Origin of the sequence: Burkholderia stagnalis (genome assembly GCF_902830275.1) — a bacterium.
Taxonomy (GTDB): domain Bacteria; phylum Pseudomonadota; class Gammaproteobacteria; order Burkholderiales; family Burkholderiaceae; genus Burkholderia; species Burkholderia stagnalis.
Genome location: NZ_CADESW010000025.1, coordinates 63,278 through 78,548, shown reverse-complemented (window position 1 = coordinate 78,548; position 15,271 = coordinate 63,278). Strand labels below are relative to the sequence as shown.

15 protein-coding genes are annotated in these 15,271 nt (G+C 67.8%); 6 read left to right on the top strand and 9 right to left on the bottom strand.

Translation table 11 applies throughout. The features are described 5' to 3' along the window. Positions 1 to 79: 79 nt before the first annotated feature. From HWY45_RS31230 to HWY45_RS31195, 8 genes are all read right to left on the bottom strand, one after another. Positions 80 to 976, bottom strand: coding sequence for a polysaccharide deacetylase family protein (locus HWY45_RS31230; protein WP_059567297.1), 897 nt, complete (start codon positions 974 to 976; stop codon positions 80 to 82). 12 nt (positions 977 to 988) lie between these two features. After that, positions 989 to 2,044, bottom strand: a complete 1,056-nt coding sequence (locus HWY45_RS31225; RefSeq protein ID WP_026044706.1) for a bifunctional UDP-4-keto-pentose/UDP-xylose synthase — start codon at positions 2,042 to 2,044, stop codon at positions 989 to 991. Continuing rightward, positions 2,041 to 2,988: a formyltransferase gene (locus HWY45_RS31220; RefSeq protein WP_059882736.1), complete on the bottom strand. Its 948-nt coding sequence runs from the start codon at positions 2,986 to 2,988 to the stop codon at positions 2,041 to 2,043. The genes HWY45_RS31225 and HWY45_RS31220 overlap by 4 nt, the downstream gene beginning before the upstream one ends. Then, the gene (locus HWY45_RS31215) at positions 2,985 to 4,022 is read right to left on the bottom strand and encodes a glycosyltransferase (RefSeq protein ID WP_059567293.1); all 1,038 of its coding nucleotides are present in this window, start codon (positions 4,020 to 4,022) and stop codon (positions 2,985 to 2,987) included. The genes HWY45_RS31220 and HWY45_RS31215 overlap by 4 nt, the downstream gene beginning before the upstream one ends. A gap of 6 nt (positions 4,023 to 4,028) precedes the next feature. Further along, positions 4,029 to 5,180: a DegT/DnrJ/EryC1/StrS family aminotransferase gene (locus HWY45_RS31210; protein WP_059882735.1), complete on the bottom strand. Its 1,152-nt coding sequence runs from the start codon at positions 5,178 to 5,180 to the stop codon at positions 4,029 to 4,031. A gap of 134 nt (positions 5,181 to 5,314) precedes the next feature. Further along, a complete protein-coding gene (locus HWY45_RS31205; protein ID WP_017332265.1) occupies positions 5,315 to 5,686 on the bottom strand; it encodes an EamA family transporter in 372 nt (123 codons plus the stop codon). A 12-nt stretch (positions 5,687 to 5,698) separates the two neighbouring features. Then, on the bottom strand, positions 5,699 to 7,381 hold the full coding sequence (locus tag HWY45_RS31200) for a glycosyltransferase family 39 protein (RefSeq protein ID WP_059882734.1): 1,683 nt from the start codon (positions 7,379 to 7,381) through the stop codon (positions 5,699 to 5,701). Between the two features lie 127 nt (positions 7,382 to 7,508). Further along, the gene (locus HWY45_RS31195; RefSeq protein ID WP_059567286.1) at positions 7,509 to 7,883 is read right to left on the bottom strand and encodes an Mth938-like domain-containing protein; all 375 of its coding nucleotides are present in this window, start codon (positions 7,881 to 7,883) and stop codon (positions 7,509 to 7,511) included. A gap of 329 nt (positions 7,884 to 8,212) precedes the next feature. On the opposite strand from HWY45_RS31195, the gene HWY45_RS31190 reads away from it, so the two are divergent. The 6 genes from HWY45_RS31190 to moaE all read left to right on the top strand — a co-directional run bounded on the left by HWY45_RS31190 (position 8,213) and on the right by moaE (position 14,557). Further along, positions 8,213 to 9,451 carry a pyridoxal phosphate-dependent aminotransferase gene (locus HWY45_RS31190; RefSeq protein ID WP_059882731.1) on the top strand — a complete coding sequence of 413 codons (1,239 nt, stop codon included), beginning with the start codon at positions 8,213 to 8,215 and terminating at the stop codon, positions 9,449 to 9,451. A gap of 54 nt (positions 9,452 to 9,505) precedes the next feature. After that, the gene (locus tag HWY45_RS31185) at positions 9,506 to 10,834 is read left to right on the top strand and encodes a homoserine dehydrogenase (protein ID WP_059567282.1); all 1,329 of its coding nucleotides are present in this window, start codon (positions 9,506 to 9,508) and stop codon (positions 10,832 to 10,834) included. A 17-nt stretch (positions 10,835 to 10,851) separates the two neighbouring features. Next, positions 10,852 to 12,303, top strand: a complete 1,452-nt coding sequence (thrC, locus tag HWY45_RS31180; protein ID WP_059567280.1) for a threonine synthase — start codon at positions 10,852 to 10,854, stop codon at positions 12,301 to 12,303. Between the two features lie 245 nt (positions 12,304 to 12,548). Continuing rightward, positions 12,549 to 13,796: a molybdopterin molybdotransferase MoeA gene (locus HWY45_RS31175; RefSeq protein WP_059882730.1), complete on the top strand. Its 1,248-nt coding sequence runs from the start codon at positions 12,549 to 12,551 to the stop codon at positions 13,794 to 13,796. 17 nt (positions 13,797 to 13,813) lie between these two features. After that, entirely contained in the window at positions 13,814 to 14,071 is a 258-nt protein-coding gene (moaD, locus tag HWY45_RS31170) for a molybdopterin converting factor subunit 1 (RefSeq protein WP_059809433.1), read from the top strand. Positions 14,072 to 14,080: 9 nt separating this feature from the next. Further along, positions 14,081 to 14,557 carry a molybdopterin synthase catalytic subunit MoaE gene (gene moaE, locus HWY45_RS31165; protein ID WP_017332257.1) on the top strand — a complete coding sequence of 159 codons (477 nt, stop codon included), beginning with the start codon at positions 14,081 to 14,083 and terminating at the stop codon, positions 14,555 to 14,557. 7 nt (positions 14,558 to 14,564) lie between these two features. On the opposite strand, the gene HWY45_RS31160 is transcribed toward moaE, so the two are convergent. Beyond that, positions 14,565 to 15,122: a group III truncated hemoglobin gene (locus HWY45_RS31160; RefSeq protein WP_059882729.1), complete on the bottom strand. Its 558-nt coding sequence runs from the start codon at positions 15,120 to 15,122 to the stop codon at positions 14,565 to 14,567. Between the last annotated feature and the right edge of the window lie 149 nt (positions 15,123 to 15,271).

The following is a 15,271-nucleotide window of genomic DNA, read 5'->3' as shown; positions in this document are numbered from 1 at the left end:
TCAGAGGGCGCATGTGCGACGGCGCGGGTGTGCGGCCGTGCGAGGCGGGCGGCGCGGCGGTGGCCGCGCCGCGTGTGGATCAGTCCGGCTGGACGATCAGCTCGCCGGAGCGGCCCGGAATTTCGCCCCACGTGACAGGGTACGATGGCAGCGTGTCGCGGTCCAGCGTTGCGTGATAGTCGCCCATCGTCGCGAACGTATGTCCCTGCGCACGCCAGCCGGCGAGCAGCTGCTCGAACACCGGCGCGAGCTTCTGGCCTTCCAGCTCCGCGTGCAGCGTGAAGACCTGGTCGCGCGGATTGGTTTCGGTGAACTTGAGAATGTGGGCGGCGACGTTGTGCGTGTCGACGCCGTCGACGCCGAGCACCTCGTCGAGCGTCGGCAGCGTGGTCGGCATCTGCACGTGCGACAGCGTCCGGCCGCCGACGACGGGCAGGTACGGCGAATGGCCGCGGCCGTCGGACGCATAGCGCATGCCCCATGCGTCGATCTGCTCGAACGCCGCGTCGTTCATCTGCCAGCCCGCCGCGCCGTGCGTGACGGGCGGCGCGCCGAAGATCTCGGCGAAGCGCGCGTGACTCTTCTGCATTTCACGCGCGGTCCAGTCGCGGTCGCGCTCGCGCACGTTGTCCTGCCAGTACACGTGATCCCACGTGTGGATCCCGCATTCGAACCCGGCCTCGTGGATCGCGCGCATGTCGGCGACAGCGCGGCGGCCGATGTCGGGGCCCGGCAGCAGCACGCCGTACATCAGCTGCTTCACGCCGTAATGCTCGACCACCGACGTGCGCGACACCTTCTTCAGGAACCCGGGGCGGAACACGCGCCGCAGCGCCCAGCCGGTATGGTCGGGCCCGAGGCTGAAGAGGAAGGTCGCGCGCGCGCTGAAGCGGTCGAAGATGCGCGCGAGGTTCGGCACGCCTTCGCGCGTGCCGCGCAGCGTGTCGACGTCGATCTTGAGGACGATGCGAGCCAAGCGAGCGTCCCGTCAGCCTTGCTGCTCGACGAGTGCGCGCGCGTCGGCGACGTGGCCGCGGTACGCCTCGAAGATCTTGCGCAGCGCGTCGTCGAACGTCGATTGCGGCGCCCAGCCGAGCTCCTGCATCGTGTTGTCGATCTTCGGCACGCGGTTCTGCACGTCCTGGTAGCCGTTGCCGTAGTACGCGCCGGACGTCGTTTCGACGAGCTGCACGTTCTTCGCCGAATCGGCGTACTCCGGGAATTCGGCGGCCAGCTCGAGCATCTTGTGCGCGAGTTCGCGAACCGAGAAATTATTCTTCGGATTCCCGATGTTGTAGATCTTGCCCGACGCGACGCCGTTCGGGTTGTCGATGATCTTCATCAGCGCGCTGATGCCGTCGTCGATGTCGGTGAACGCGCGCTTCTGCGAGCCGCCGTCGACGAGGCTGATGTTCTCGCCGCGCACGATGTGGCCGAGGAACTGCGTGACCACGCGCGAGCTGCCTTCCTTCGGCGTGTAGATCGAGTCGAGGCCCGGGCCGATCCAGTTGAACGGGCGGAACAGCGTGAAGTTCAGGCCTTCCATCCCGTAGCCCCAGATCACGCGGTCCATCAGCTGCTTCGAGCATGCGTAGATCCAGCGCGGCTTGTTGATCGGGCCGTAGGTGAGGGCGGAGTTGTCCGGGTCGAACTGCTCGTCCGAGCACATGCCGTAGACCTCGGAGGTCGACGGGAACACGAGGTGCTTGCCGTACTTCACGGCCGAGCGGACGATCGGCAGGTTCGCCTCGAAGTCGAGCTCGAACACGCGCAGCGGCTGCTGGACGTAAGTCGCGGGCGTCGCGATCGCGACGAGCGGCAGGATCACGTCGCACTTCTTCACGTGATACTCGACCCACTCCTTGTTGATCGTGATGTCGCCTTCGAAGAAATGCATCCGCTCGTGGTTGACGAGATCGCCAAGCCGGTCGGTCTGCATGTCCATGCCGAACACTTCCCAATCGGTGGTCTCAAGAATGCGCTTCGACAGGTGATGGCCGATGAAGCCGTTCACACCCAGGATCAGGACTTTTTTTGCTTTCATGAATGACGGGAAGAATGAATGAACTGCGCGAATTCCGCGGGCGACACGATGGTTTCGCTGCCGTCGCGCTGCCGCCACAGCTCGAGAATGGATATGGCGCGGCTGTCGCCGCAAACGCCGAACAGCGCATTATCGCTTACGTGCAGGCCGGGCGGCAAATCCGCCGCCGCGGCCGCGGCCGGGCTGCCGGGGGCCGCGAGGCGCGCGCGCGCGACGACGAAGCGCGCATCGTGCAGATCGGTGAACGCGCCCGGATACGGGGGCGCGACCGCGCGGACCAGGTTGTAGACCTGGGCGGCGGGCTTCGACCAGTCGATCCGGCCGTCCTCGGGCTTGCGCCCGCCGAAATAGCTGCCCGCCGCGAGATCGTTCGGCAGGTGCGGCGCCTCGCCCGCGAGCAGCGCGGGCAGCACGCGCCAGAGCGTCTGCTCGGCGGCCACCGTGACCTTGTCGAACACCTGCGCGGCGGTGTCGTCGGGCAGGATCGGCACTGCGGTCTGGCCGACGATCGCGCCGGCATCGGGCTTCGCGGCCATTTCATGCAGCGTCGCGCCGGTTTCGGTCTCGCCGTTGAGCACCGCCCAGTTGGTCGGAACCCGACCCCGGTATTTCGGCAGCAGCGAGCCGTGCATGTTGTACGCGCCGCGCGGCGCGACCGCGAGCAGGTCGACCGGCAGCATGTGCCGGTAGTAGAACGAGAAGATGAAGTCCGGCTGCGCGTCGGCGAGCGCGCGGCGCAGCGCCGGGTCGGCCGGATCGGCCGGCGTGACGACCGGGATCCCGTGCGCGGCGGCGACGGACGCGACGCTGCCGAACCAGATGTTCTCGTTCGGGTTGTCCTCGTGCGTGACGACGAGCGCGACGTCGACGCCGCGCGCGAGCAGCACCTGCAGGCAGCGCACGCCGACGTTGTGATACGCGAAGACGACGGCGCGCGGCTTCATCGCGCGACCTCCTGCCGGCCTTCGCCCGACGGCGCGTCCTGCACGTTGCCGTGCCGCTCGAGCACGGTCTGGATCAGGTAGCGCGGGCGCGCGCGCACTTGCTGGTAGATGCGGCCGATGTACTCGCCGAGCAGGCCGAGCGCGAAGATGATCACGCCGAGCAGGAAGAACGTGATCGCGAACAGCGTGAACACGCCTTGCACTTCCGCGCCGACGATGAAGCGCCGCACGAGCAGCAGCACGAACAACGCGGCGGAGCCGAGCGACAGGATCACGCCGATGAACGACAGCCACTGCAGCGGCACGACCGAGAAGCCCGTCACGAGGTCGAAGTTCAGGCGGATCAGGCTGTACAGCGAATACTTCGATTCGCCCGCGAAGCGTTCCTCGTGCGCGACCTCGACTTCGGTCGGCTTCTGCGCGAACGTGTACGCGAGCGCGGGGATGAACGTGTTGACCTCGCCGCACACGTTGATCGTGTCGATGATGCGGCGGCTGTACGCACGCAGCATGCAGCCCTGGTCGGTCATCTTGATGCGCGTGATGCGCTCGCGCAGCCGGTTCATCGCGGCCGATGCCTTGCGCCGCCACAGGCTGTCCTGACGCTGCTTGCGGATCGAGCCGACGTAGTCGTAGCCCTCGCGCATCTTCGCGACCAGCTTGGCGATTTCCTCGGGCGGGTTCTGCAGGTCGGCGTCGAGCGTGACGACGATCTCGCCGCGCGACTGCGCGAAGCCGGCGAGGATCGCCATGTGCTGGCCGTAGTTGCCGTTCAGCAGCACGACGCGCGTCGTGTCGGGGCGTACGTGGAACTGGTCCGCGAGCATGGCGGCCGAGCGATCGCGGCTGCCGTCGTTGATCAGGATCACTTCGTACGACGTACCGAGCGCGTCGAGCGCCGGATACAGTCGCGCAAAGAGCGCGGCGAGGCCGTCTTCCTCGTTGTACACGGGGATGACGACCGATACCTCCGGGTTGGCTGCGCCCGGACGTCCGGCGCCCGGATGCCCGGCGCGTGCTTCAAGGTGACTCATGTAGGCTTACTTTCCGTATTGTTCGCAAATCTGGTTGATGGCGTCGACGACGCGACGCACGTCGCCTTCCGTCATCTGCGTGAAGAGCGGCAGCGTGACGGTCGACGCGCCGTACCGTTCGGCGTGGGGGAACATGCCCTCCTTGAAGCCGCGCGCGCGGTACAGCGTGAAAAGATGGATGGCCGGGTAGTGGATCCCGGTGCCGATGCCGCGCTCCTTCATCTGCGCCATGAATTCGGCGCGGGTGAGCGTCAGCCGCTCGAGCGGCAGCGTGACGAGGAACATGTGCCAGTTGCCGTGCTCGAATTCGGCGAGCGGCAGGCCGAGGCCGAGCTTCGCGGCCGCGCCGCCTTCGAACGCGGCGAAGTACGCGCGGGCGAGCGCATGGCGCTGCGCGGTGAAGCGCGCGAGGTGCGGCAGCTGGCCGAGGCCGACGCGCGCGGCGACGTCGGTCAGGTTGTACTTGCCGCCGAGCACGTCGCAGTCCATCCCGTCGAAGCCGGTGCGCGTGATGCCCTGCAGCCGGTACTTCTGCGCGAGCGTCGCCTCGTCCTCGTTGTTGAGCACGAGCGCGCCGCCCTCGATCGTCGTGAGGTTCTTGTTCGCGTGGAAGCTGAACGACACGATGTCGCCGATCGCGCCGATGCGCTTGCCTTTCCACGTCGAGCCGAGCGCCTGCGCGGCGTCCTCGATCACGCGCAGGTTGTGCGCGCGGGCGATCGCGTACAGGCGGTCCATGTCGACCGGCAGGCCGGCCAGGTACACCGGGATGATCGCCTTCGTGCGCGGCGTGATTGCCTTTTCGAGCAGGTCGAGGTCGATGTTGCGGGTGACCGGGTCGATGTCGGCGAACACCGGCGTCGCGCCGGTCTCGAGGATCACGTTGCTGGTCGACACCCACGACGCGGGCGACGTGATCACCTCGTCGCCCGGGCCGACGCTGGCGATGCGCAGGCCGATCTCGAGCGTGCAGGTCCCCGAATTGAACGCCCGCACCGGGCGGCCGCCGCAGTATTCGGACAGCGCGGCTTCGAACCGCTGGTTCTGCGGGCCGGTGGTGATCCAGCCCGAGCGCAGCACCTCGACGACACCCTGGATGGTTTCCTCGTCGATTTCCGGGCGGGTGAACGGCAGGAACGGAACGGCAGTCTGGTTCATGAACGCTTCACTCGTAATGGCGTGTAATAAAAGGGTCGGTCGGTCGTCCGAAACCGGCATTAGACACCGGTTGGCGGATTCGTAGCGTGATTTTTTGTAGGCGGCCGCTTAATCGGGCCGCCGGGCAGGGCCGCTCAGCTGCGCGCGAGCACGGCCACGCCGACCAGGATGATGCCGATGCCGACCAGCCGCTGGACGGACAGCACCTCGCCGAACAGGTACCACGCGGCGAACGCGTTGACGACGTAGCCGAGCGACAGCATCGGGTACGCGATCGACACGTCGACGCGCGACAGCCCGACGATCCAGACGACGACGCTCAGCACGTAGCAGCCGAGGCCGCCGATGATCGGCAGCTGGGTGGCGATCTTCAGGCCGACGGGGACGATGTTCGCACGGCTGAATTCGAAGTGTCCAACGGCGTTGACGCCGGCCTTGAGCAGCAGTTGCGCGCACGCGTTGAGCATGACGCCGGTGATGATGCAGATGAACGAGATGGGGTTCACGGGTTGGCGTCCTTACGATTGCGGCTTTTCGACGATCACGCGGCGGTTGTCGCGCGCGACCACGCGCATCGGCACGCCTTGCTTGACGAGCGCGTCGAACTGGCCCGTCGGCATGATCGCGAGCGCGTAGCGCTCCTGCTTCCAGCGGGCGATCCACTGGTCGACGGTCGGGATCCATTTATCCGGCTCGACCGAGATGCCGAACGCGAGCTCGTCCTGGCGCGCGACCATGATCGTCGTGTGGCCGACGTAGAACGGGAAGGTGTGGTCGAGCATCTCGATCGAGTAGAACGGCGTGTCGGCCGGCAGCTTCGCGAGCTCGGCGCGCACGGCGGGCGCGAGCAGCGCGCCCGAGCTGTAGCGCCCGAATTCGTCGTGGCCCGTGCCGCCGATCGTGCCGAACGCGAGCCACGCCGCGGCGAACGCGGTGATCGCCGCCGTGACGCCGGCGCGCGCATGGCGGTTCAGCCACGCCGCGGCGAGCGTCAGTGCGGCCGCGATCGCGAGGCCCCCGTACAGCCACATCTGGAACGCGCGGTACTGCGCATTCGGCGTGCGGGCGTCGCCCTGGTGCGCGAGGAAGATGATGCCGAACGCCGCGACGACGAGGAACACGAGATAGCCGAGCAGATGCCGGCGGAACCGGTCGGCCGACACGAGCGGCAGGTACGCGCCGATCACCAGCGCGAGCGCCGGCGCAACCGGCAGCACGTACGAGATCAGCTTCGAGTGCGACGCGCTGAAGAACAGGAAGATGAATGCGCTCCAGATCAGCAGCACGAGCATCGGCGCGAAGCCGTTCGGCTGGCGCGGCATGCGCAGCGCATGGCGCACGCTCTGCCACGCAACCGACAGCCACGGCAGGAAGCCGACCAGCAGCACCGGCGCGAAGTAATAGAACGCGCCGGGGCGGTTCTGCTCCGGCGTCAGGTAGCGGCGGAACTGCTGGACGATGAAGAAGAAGTTGAAGAACTCCGGGTTGCGCTGCTGCACGAGCACGAACCACGGCGTGACGATCGCGAAGAAGATCACGAGCCCGCTGACGAGGTACAGGCGCTTCCACAGCGCCCAGTCGCGCGCGATCGCCGTATAGAGCACCAGCACGGCGCCGGGCAGGATCAGGCCGACGAGCCCCTTCGACAGCACCGCGAACGCCATCGCGGCCCAGCAGGCCCACATCCAGCCGCGCGCGGCGGCGGGGCGCAGCCCGGGGCGCTGCGCGAGCAGCAGCGCGCACAGCGTGGCCGTCATCCAGAACGCGAGGCCCATGTCGAGCGCGTTGAAGTGGCCCATCAGGTTCCAGTACGGCGCGCTCGCGAGCACGACGGCGGCGAGGAAGCCGGACAGCGGGTTGAACAGGCGCGCGCCGGTGAAGCCGACGAGCAGCACGCCTGCGAAGCTCGCAAGCGCCGTGTAGAGCCGCGCCTGCCATTCGCCGACGCCGAACCACGCGAACGTGAGCGCGTTGAGCCAGGTCTGCAGCGGCGGCTTCTCGAAATACTTGTAGCCGTTGTAGCGCGGCGTGATCCAGTCGCCGGTGACGAACATCTCGCGCGCCATCTCGGCGTAGCGGCCTTCGTCGCTGGGAATCAGGTGGCGCATGCCGAGCGGCACGAACCAGATGACCGCGAGCGCGAGGATCAGGAGGACGAGCGCGGTGCGGTTGAGCGGTAGCCTCGACGGCGTATCGTTCATGGAATTTCAGCCTGTTGGTTGTTGTGGTGTGCCCCCGGCGGCTGGCGACGGGGCACGTGCCGGACCGGGGATCGGGCCCGGCCTGGCGTGGCCCGGTGCGCCGGCAAGGGTTTTACCTTATCGGCGATTAACGTTCAATTAAGAGCGCGGCGGCGACTTTGCGGCCTTCGGCCATCAGGATGTTGTAGGTGCGGCAGGCGGCCTGGAAGTCCATCGTCTCGACGCCGATGCGGCGCGCGGCGAGCGCCGCGAGCAGGCGCGGGTGCGGGAAGCGCAGGCGGGCGCCGCTGCCGAAGATCACGACTTCCGGCGCCGGCTCGAGCAGCGCCGCGAAATGCTCGGGCGCGAGCGCGTCGAACGACGACACGGGCCACGCCTGCACCGGCGCGCCGGGCAGCACGATGACACTCTGTTCGTGACGCTCGAGATTGATGTCGACGTAATCGGGGCCATAGCCGGTGATGGTGTTGAGCGCGCCGCTCGTGTCCTGGTGCAGTTTCAAATCAGTATGTCCGCGGTTCCGAAAGGGGAATTCGATGGGGCCGCCCGGGTGGGGCCGCCCGGCCGGGCGGCCATTTTCGCGTGCCGGATGCGCGGGGCGCCTGACGGCGCGGGCCCGGCGCGGCTATGGTGCATTGCGAAAGTCGGCCAAAATCCGCTAAATTATAACTTTTTGGCTGCCCCCGGGCGCCAATTGCGTCGTGCGTCGCCACAAGTTGCGCCCGGCCGCTGCAATCGTCCAGCCTAGACAGCGCGCGCAGACCGGCCGCTCTCCAGTTTCGATTCCCGTCCCCCCAAGGCCGCCAGGCATTATCCAGGAACCGTGTCGTCGTGAAACCGATCCAGAAATCGAACAAGCTGCTCAACGTCTGCTACGACATCCGTGGCCCGGTGCTCGAGCACGCGAAGCGCCTCGAGGAAGAAGGCCACCGCATCATCAAGCTGAACATCGGCAACCTCGCGCCGTTCGGTTTCGATGCGCCGGACGAGATCATCCAGGACATGATCCGCAACCTGCCGGCGTCGTCGGGCTATTCCGATTCGAAGGGCGTGTTCTCGGCGCGCAAGGCGGTGATGCACTACACGCAGCAGAAGGGCGTGGTCGGGGTCGGACTCGACGACATCTACATCGGCAACGGCGCGTCCGAGCTGATCGTGATGGCGACCCAGGCGCTGCTGAACGACGGCGACGAGGTGCTGCTGCCGGCGCCCGACTATCCGCTGTGGACGGCGGCGGTCAGCCTGTCCGGCGGCACGCCGGTGCACTACATCTGCGACGAGCAGAACGCGTGGATGCCCGATCTCGACGACATCCGCCGCAAGATCACGCCGAACACGAAGGCGATCGTCGTGATCAACCCGAACAACCCGACGGGCGCGCTTTATTCCGACGAATTGCTGCGCGATCTGCTCGAGATCGCGCGCCAGCACGGCCTGATCGTGTTCGCCGACGAGGTCTACGACAAGATCGTCTACGACGGCCGCGAGCATACGGCAATGGGCTCGCTGTCGGAGGACGTGATCACCGTGTCGTTCAACAGCCTGTCGAAGAGCTATCGCTCGTGCGGCTACCGCGCGGGCTGGATGGCCGTGTCGGGCCTTGGCGGCGACAACCGCCGGCGCGCGAAGGACTACCTCGAGGGGCTCGGCATCCTGTCGTCGATGCGCCTGTGCGCGAACGTGCCGGGGCAGTTCGCGATCCAGACGGCGCTCGGCGGCTACCAGAGCATCAACGAGCTGCTCGTGCCGTCGGGCCGCCTGTTCAAGCAGCGCGATCTCGCGTACGACATGCTCACGTCGATTCCGGGCGTGACCTGCGTGAAGCCGCAGGCCGCGCTCTACATGTTCCCGCGGCTCGACCCCAAGCTCTATCCGATCCAGAACGACCAGCAGTTCATTCTCGACCTGCTGCTCGAGGAGCGCGTGCTGCTCGTGCAGGGCACGGGCTTCAACTGGCCGACGCCGGATCATTTCCGCGTCGTGTTCCTGCCGAACCTCGACGACCTGACCGATTCGATCAACCGGATCGCCCGTTTCCTCGACGGCTATCGCAAGCGTCACTCGGTCTGAGCCGGGGCGAGCTCCAGCCACCTATTCACTTTTTACTCATCGATCACACGCAGCATGGAACCGATCAAAGTTGGCCTGTTGGGCTTCGGCACGGTGGGCAGCGGCACCTTCACGGTGCTGCGCCGCAACCAGGAAGAAATCAAGCGGCGCGCAGGGCGCGGCATCGAGGTGTCGCGCATCGCGGTGCGCAGCCCGGCCAAGGCGCAGGCCGCACTCGCCGGCGACGCCGGCAGCGCGCAGATCACCGATGATTTCAATTCGGTGGTCGACGATCCGTCGATCTCGATCGTCGCCGAGATGATCGGCGGCACGGGCATCGCGCGCGAGCTCGTGCTGCGCGCGATCGCGAACGGCAAGCACGTCGTGACCGCCAACAAGGCGCTGCTCGCGGTGCACGGCACCGAGATCTTCGAGGCCGCGCGCGAGAAGGGCGTGATGGTCGCGTTCGAGGCGGCCGTCGCGGGCGGTATCCCGATCATCAAGGCGCTGCGCGAAGGCCTGACGGCGAACCGCATCCAGTACATCGCCGGCATCATCAACGGCACGACCAACTACATCCTGTCGGAGATGCGCGACCGCGGCCTCGATTTCGCGACCGCGCTGAAGGCCGCGCAGGCGCTCGGCTACGCGGAAGCCGATCCGACCTTCGACATCGAAGGCGTCGACGCCGCGCACAAGGCGACGATCATGAGCGCGATCGCGTTCGGCGTGCCGGTGCAGTTCGACCGCGCGTACGTCGAAGGCATCAGCAAGCTCGATGCGACCGACATCCGCTACGCGGAAGAGCTCGGCTACCGGATCAAGCTGCTCGGCATCACGCGCCGCACCGAGCGCGGCATCGAGCTGCGCGTGCATCCGACGCTGATCCCCGAGAAGCGCCTGCTCGCGAACGTCGAGGGCGCGATGAACGCGGTCGTCGTGCACGGCGACGCGGTCGGCACGACGCTGTACTACGGCAAGGGCGCGGGCGCGGAGCCCACTGCTTCCGCGGTCGTCGCGGATCTCGTCGACGTCACCCGCCTGCACACGGCCGACCCCGAGCACCGCGTGCCGCATCTCGCGTTCCAGCCGGACAGCCTGTCGAACACGCCGATCCTGCCGATCGAAGAAGTGACGAGCGGCTACTACCTGCGCCTGCGCGTGGCCGACCAGACCGGCGTGCTCGCCGACATCACGCGCATCCTCGCCGATTCGGGCATCTCGATCGACGCGCTGCTGCAGAAGGAATCGGAGGAGGTCGACGACGCGAACGGCGAGACCGACATCATCCTGATCACGCACGTGACCATCGAGAAGAACGTGAACGCGGCGATCGCGCGGATCGAGGATCTCGCGACGGTCGTGTCGAAGGTGACGAAGCTGCGCATGGAAGCACTGAACTGAGGACTGGAGCGGAACACATGAACTACATCTCCACGCGCGGCGCCGGCATCGGCGAGCGCCACACGTTCTCCGACATCCTGCTTGGCGGCCTCGCGAAGGACGGCGGGCTCTACCTGCCGGCCGAGTATCCGAAGGTGTCCGCCGACGAGCTCGCGCGCTGGCGCACGCTGCCGTATGCGGATCTCGCGTTCGAGATCCTGTCGAAGTTCAGCGACGACATCCCGGCCGACGACCTGCGCGCGATCACGCGCCGCACCTACACGGCCGATGTCTATCGCAATACGCGCCACGGCGAGAACGCGGCCGACATCACGCCGCTGAAGACGCTCGGCACCGAGAACGGCGCGCCGATCTCGCTGCTCGAGCTGTCGAACGGCCCGACGCTCGCGTTCAAGGACATGGCGATGCAGCTGCTCGGCAACCTGTTCGAGTACACGCTCGCGAAGCACGGCCAGGCGTTGAACATCCTCGGCGCGACGTCGGGCGACACCGGCAGCGCGGCCGAATACGCGATGCGCGGCAAGGCCGGCGTGCGCGTGTTCATGCTGTCGCCGCACAAGAAGATGAGCGCGTTCCAGACGGCCCAGATGTTCAGCCTGCAGGATCCGAACATCTTCAACCTCGCGGTCGAAGGCGTGTTCGACGACTGCCAGGACATCGTGAAGGCCGTGTCCAACGATCACGCGTTCAAGGCGAAACACAAGATCGGCACGGTCAACTCGATCAACTGGGCGCGCGTCGTCGCGCAGGTCGTCTACTACTTCAAGGGCTATTTCGCCGCGACGAAGAGCAACGACGAGCGCGTGTCGTTCACGGTGCCGTCGGGCAACTTCGGCAACGTGTGCGCGGGCCACATCGCGCGGATGATGGGCCTGCCGATCGCGAAGCTCGTCGTCGCGACCAACGAGAACGACGTGCTCGACGAGTTCTTCCGCACCGGCGCGTACCGCGTGCGCAGCGCCGAGCACACTTACCATACGAGCAGCCCGAGCATGGACATCTCGAAGGCGTCGAACTTCGAGCGCTTCGTGTTCGACCTGCTCGGCCGCGATCCGGCGCGTGTGATGCAGCTGTTCCGCGACGTCGAGGAAAAGGGCGGCTTCGACCTGACGGCGAGCGGCGATTTCGCGCGCGTCGCGGAATTCGGGTTCGTGTCGGGCAGCAGCAACCATGCGGACCGGATCGCGACGATCCGCGACGTGTTCGCGCGCTATGCGACGACGATCGATACGCACACCGCCGACGGCGTGAAGGTCGCGCGCGAGCATCTCGAGGCCGGCGTGCCGATGGTGGTGCTCGAGACGGCGCAGCCGATCAAGTTCGGGGAGACGATCCGCGAAGCGCTCGATCGCGAGCCGGAGCGGCCGGCCGCGTTCGACGGGCTCGAGGCGCTGCCGCAGCGCTTCGAGGTCGTGAAGGCCGACGCGCAGCAGGTCAAGGACTTCATCGCCGTGCATACGGGCGCGTGACGCGTTGCCGGGCCGCGTGCCCGGCAACGCCGGACGGCCGGAACGCCGATTCGTCGAACGGATCGGGGTTCCGGCCGTTTTGCTTGGTGGCTGCCGCCCGGGCCTGCCGCCGGGCAGCGCGCGAAACAAGTGCCAGTGCCGCGCATGCGCGCCGATCACAGTTCCCGCATGCCCGCCATATCGCGCGCCCGCGCGGCGGCGTCGCTACAATGGTGTATTGCACCCAACGATCCCCGATTCAATCGATGTCGAATCCGAACCCCGCGGCGCCGCGCGCGCCGATGCTGTCGACCGCCGAAGCGCTCGGCGCGCTGCTCGACGCCGCGACGCCGCTGCCCGGCGCCGAAGCCGTCGCCACCCTCGACGCGCTCGGGCGCGTGCTGGCCGCCGACGTCGAATCGCCGCTCGACGTGCCGCCGATGCATACCAGCGCGATGGACGGCTACGCGGTGCGCGTGGCCGACCTGATGCACGGCGACCGGCGCCTGCCGGTGTCGCAGCGCATTCCGGCCGGCCATCCGGCCGCGCCGCTCGCCGCCGGCACGGCGGCGCGCATCTTCACCGGCGCGACGGTGCCGCCCGGCGCCGACGCCGTCGTGATGCAGGAGCAGGCCGAACTCGACGGCGACGCGGTCGAGATCCTCCATACGCCGAAGGCCGGCGAATGGATCACCGCACAGGGCGCGGACATCCGGCGCGGCTCGGTGATCCTGCCCGCCGGCACGCGGCTGGGGCCGCAGGCGCTCGGGCTGGTCGCGTCGGTCGGCTGCGCGCAGCTGTCGGTCGCGCGGCGGATCCGCGTCGCGGTGTTCTTCACCGGCGACGAACTGACGATGCCCGGCGAGCCGCTCAAGCCGGGCGCGATCTACAACTCGAACCGCTTCACGCTGCGCGGGCTGCTCGAGCGGCTCGGCTGCCACGTGACCGATTACGGGATCGTGCCGGATTCGCTCGCCGCGACGCGCGACACGCTGCGCGAGGCCGCGCGCGACCACGACGTGATCCTGACGAGCGGCGGCGTGTCGGTGGGCGACGAGGACCACGTGAAGCCCGCGGTCGAGGCCGAAGGGCGGCTCGCGCTGTGGCAGATCGCGATGAAGCCGGGCAAGCCGCTCGCGTTCGGCGCGATCCGCCGCGGCGACGGCCGTGCCGACGCGCATTTCATCGGGCTGCCGGGCAATCCGGTGTCGAGCTTCGTCACGTTCCTGCTGTTCGTCCGGCCGTTCCTGCTGCGCCTGTCCGGCGTGCGCGACGTCGCGCCGCGCGCGCTGTCGCTGCGCGCCGATTTCTCGCAGGGCAAGGGCGACCGGCGCAACGAATTCCTGCGCGCGCGCGTGAACGCGGCGGGCGGCCTCGACCTGTTCCCGAACCAGAGTTCGGCGGTGCTGACGTCGACGGTCTGGGGCGACGGCCTGATCGACAATCCGCCGCATCATGCGATCAGCGCGGGCGAGACCGTGCGTTTCATTCCGTTTTCCGAACTGCTGTCGTAATCCGGCGGCTTCCCGACATGAAGATTCAACTGAAATTCTTTGCCAGCGTGCGCGAGGCGCTGGGCGTGGCCGATGAACAGGCCGACGTGCCGGACGGCGTGACGACCGTCGGCGACGTGCGCGCGTGGCTGCGCCTGCGCGGCGGCGCGTGGGCCGACACGCTCGCGGAAGGCCGCGCGCTGCGCATGGCCTGCAATCACGAGATGACCGATGCCGGCACGCGGATCACCGACGGCTGCGAGGTCGCGTTTTTCCCGCCGGTGACGGGCGGCTAAGGGGGCGCGATGGCGACGGTGAGAGTCCAGGCCGAAGACTTCGATCTGAACGCCGAGGTGGCGGCGCTGCGCGCGCGCAATCCGAAGATCGGCGCGATCGCGTGCTTCGTCGGCACGGTGCGTGACCTGAACGACGGCGACGAGGTCGCCGCGTTGGAGCTCGAGCACTATCCGGGGATGACCGAGAAGGCGCTCGACGCGATCGCCGACGACGCATGCCGGCGCTGGCCGGGCATCGACGTCGCAATCGTGCACCGCGTCGGCAAGCTGTATCCGCTCGACCAGATCGTGCTGGTCGCGACGGTCGCCGCGCATCGCGGCGACGCGTTCGCGTCGTGCGAGTTCGTGATGGACTACCTGAAGACCCAGGCGCCGTTCTGGAAGAAGGAAACGACGCCCGACGGCGAGCGCTGGGTCGACGCCCGCAGTACCGACGACGCCGCGCTCGCGCGCTGGGGCGTCGAATCGGGCAACGCGCCGCGCTGAGCGCGGCTTATTCGTCGGCCGGATTGCGCCCGATGATCTTCGCCGGGAACGGCTCGCCGCGCGTACGCGACGGCAGGTGGGCGACGTCGTCGCCCGGATCGCGGCGGCGCGGCGCGACGGCGTCGAGCAGCGCCTGCTGCTCGGGCGGAATCCGGTAATCCCAGCCGAAGCGGCTCAGCTGCAGGCTTTGCGCGATCCGCAGCGCCGGCTCCATGAAGCGAACCGCCGCGGGCGGCGTGTAGCGCGCATCGACCGTGTTCAGGAACAGCGCGAGCCAGCGGCTGAAATGCGCGGGCTCGACGCCGTCGAGCGGCTGGTGCGCTTGCTGCACGTTGCCGCGGTAGCCCTTGGTGCCGAGCACGAGGCTCGACCAGAACGTCACCATCTTCGGCAGGTGGTCCTCCCAGCGGCCGGCCAGCCTGGCATCGAATACGGGGCCGAGCAGCGGGTCGGCGCGCACGCGGTCGTAGAACGCGTAGACGAGTGCGCGGATGTTGTCTTCGGTCGGTTCCGTGTCGCGGGGCCGGTTCGGCGCGGCGTCGGGCAGGGTAGGCGTGGCGGTCATGATGGAAATAGGGGCCGGGCAAAGGGCGGGACGCCGGCATGATTTTGACGCACAATAGCGTCGGCCAACCCCTCGATAAACGTGCGAATGCCCTGCATCTTATTGCGCGGCGGCTGTCCCGGCAACCGGCGCCGCATGCCGGCCAGCCC

What these genes read in the sequence shown, in the direction of transcription:
- HWY45_RS31160 (WP_059882729.1), bottom strand. Translation starts at nt 15,122, where the DNA reads ATGACCGCCACGCCTACCCTGCCCGACGCCGCGCCGAACCGGCCCCGC.
- HWY45_RS31200 (WP_059882734.1), bottom strand. Translation starts at nt 7,381, where the DNA reads ATGAACGATACGCCGTCGAGGCTACCGCTCAACCGCACCGCGCTCGTC.
- HWY45_RS31215 (WP_059567293.1), bottom strand. Translation starts at nt 4,022, where the DNA reads ATGAGTCACCTTGAAGCACGCGCCGGGCATCCGGGCGCCGGACGTCCG.
- HWY45_RS31220 (WP_059882736.1), bottom strand. Translation starts at nt 2,988, where the DNA reads ATGAAGCCGCGCGCCGTCGTCTTCGCGTATCACAACGTCGGCGTGCGC.
- HWY45_RS31185 (WP_059567282.1), top strand. Translation starts at nt 9,506, where the DNA reads ATGGAACCGATCAAAGTTGGCCTGTTGGGCTTCGGCACGGTGGGCAGC.
- moaE (WP_017332257.1), top strand. Translation starts at nt 14,081, where the DNA reads ATGGCGACGGTGAGAGTCCAGGCCGAAGACTTCGATCTGAACGCCGAG.
- HWY45_RS31175 (WP_059882730.1), top strand. Translation starts at nt 12,549, where the DNA reads ATGTCGAATCCGAACCCCGCGGCGCCGCGCGCGCCGATGCTGTCGACC.
- moaD (WP_059809433.1), top strand. Translation starts at nt 13,814, where the DNA reads ATGAAGATTCAACTGAAATTCTTTGCCAGCGTGCGCGAGGCGCTGGGC.
- HWY45_RS31225 (WP_026044706.1), bottom strand. Translation starts at nt 2,044, where the DNA reads ATGAAAGCAAAAAAAGTCCTGATCCTGGGTGTGAACGGCTTCATCGGC.
- HWY45_RS31210 (WP_059882735.1), bottom strand. Translation starts at nt 5,180, where the DNA reads ATGAACCAGACTGCCGTTCCGTTCCTGCCGTTCACCCGCCCGGAAATC.
- thrC (WP_059567280.1), top strand. Translation starts at nt 10,852, where the DNA reads ATGAACTACATCTCCACGCGCGGCGCCGGCATCGGCGAGCGCCACACG.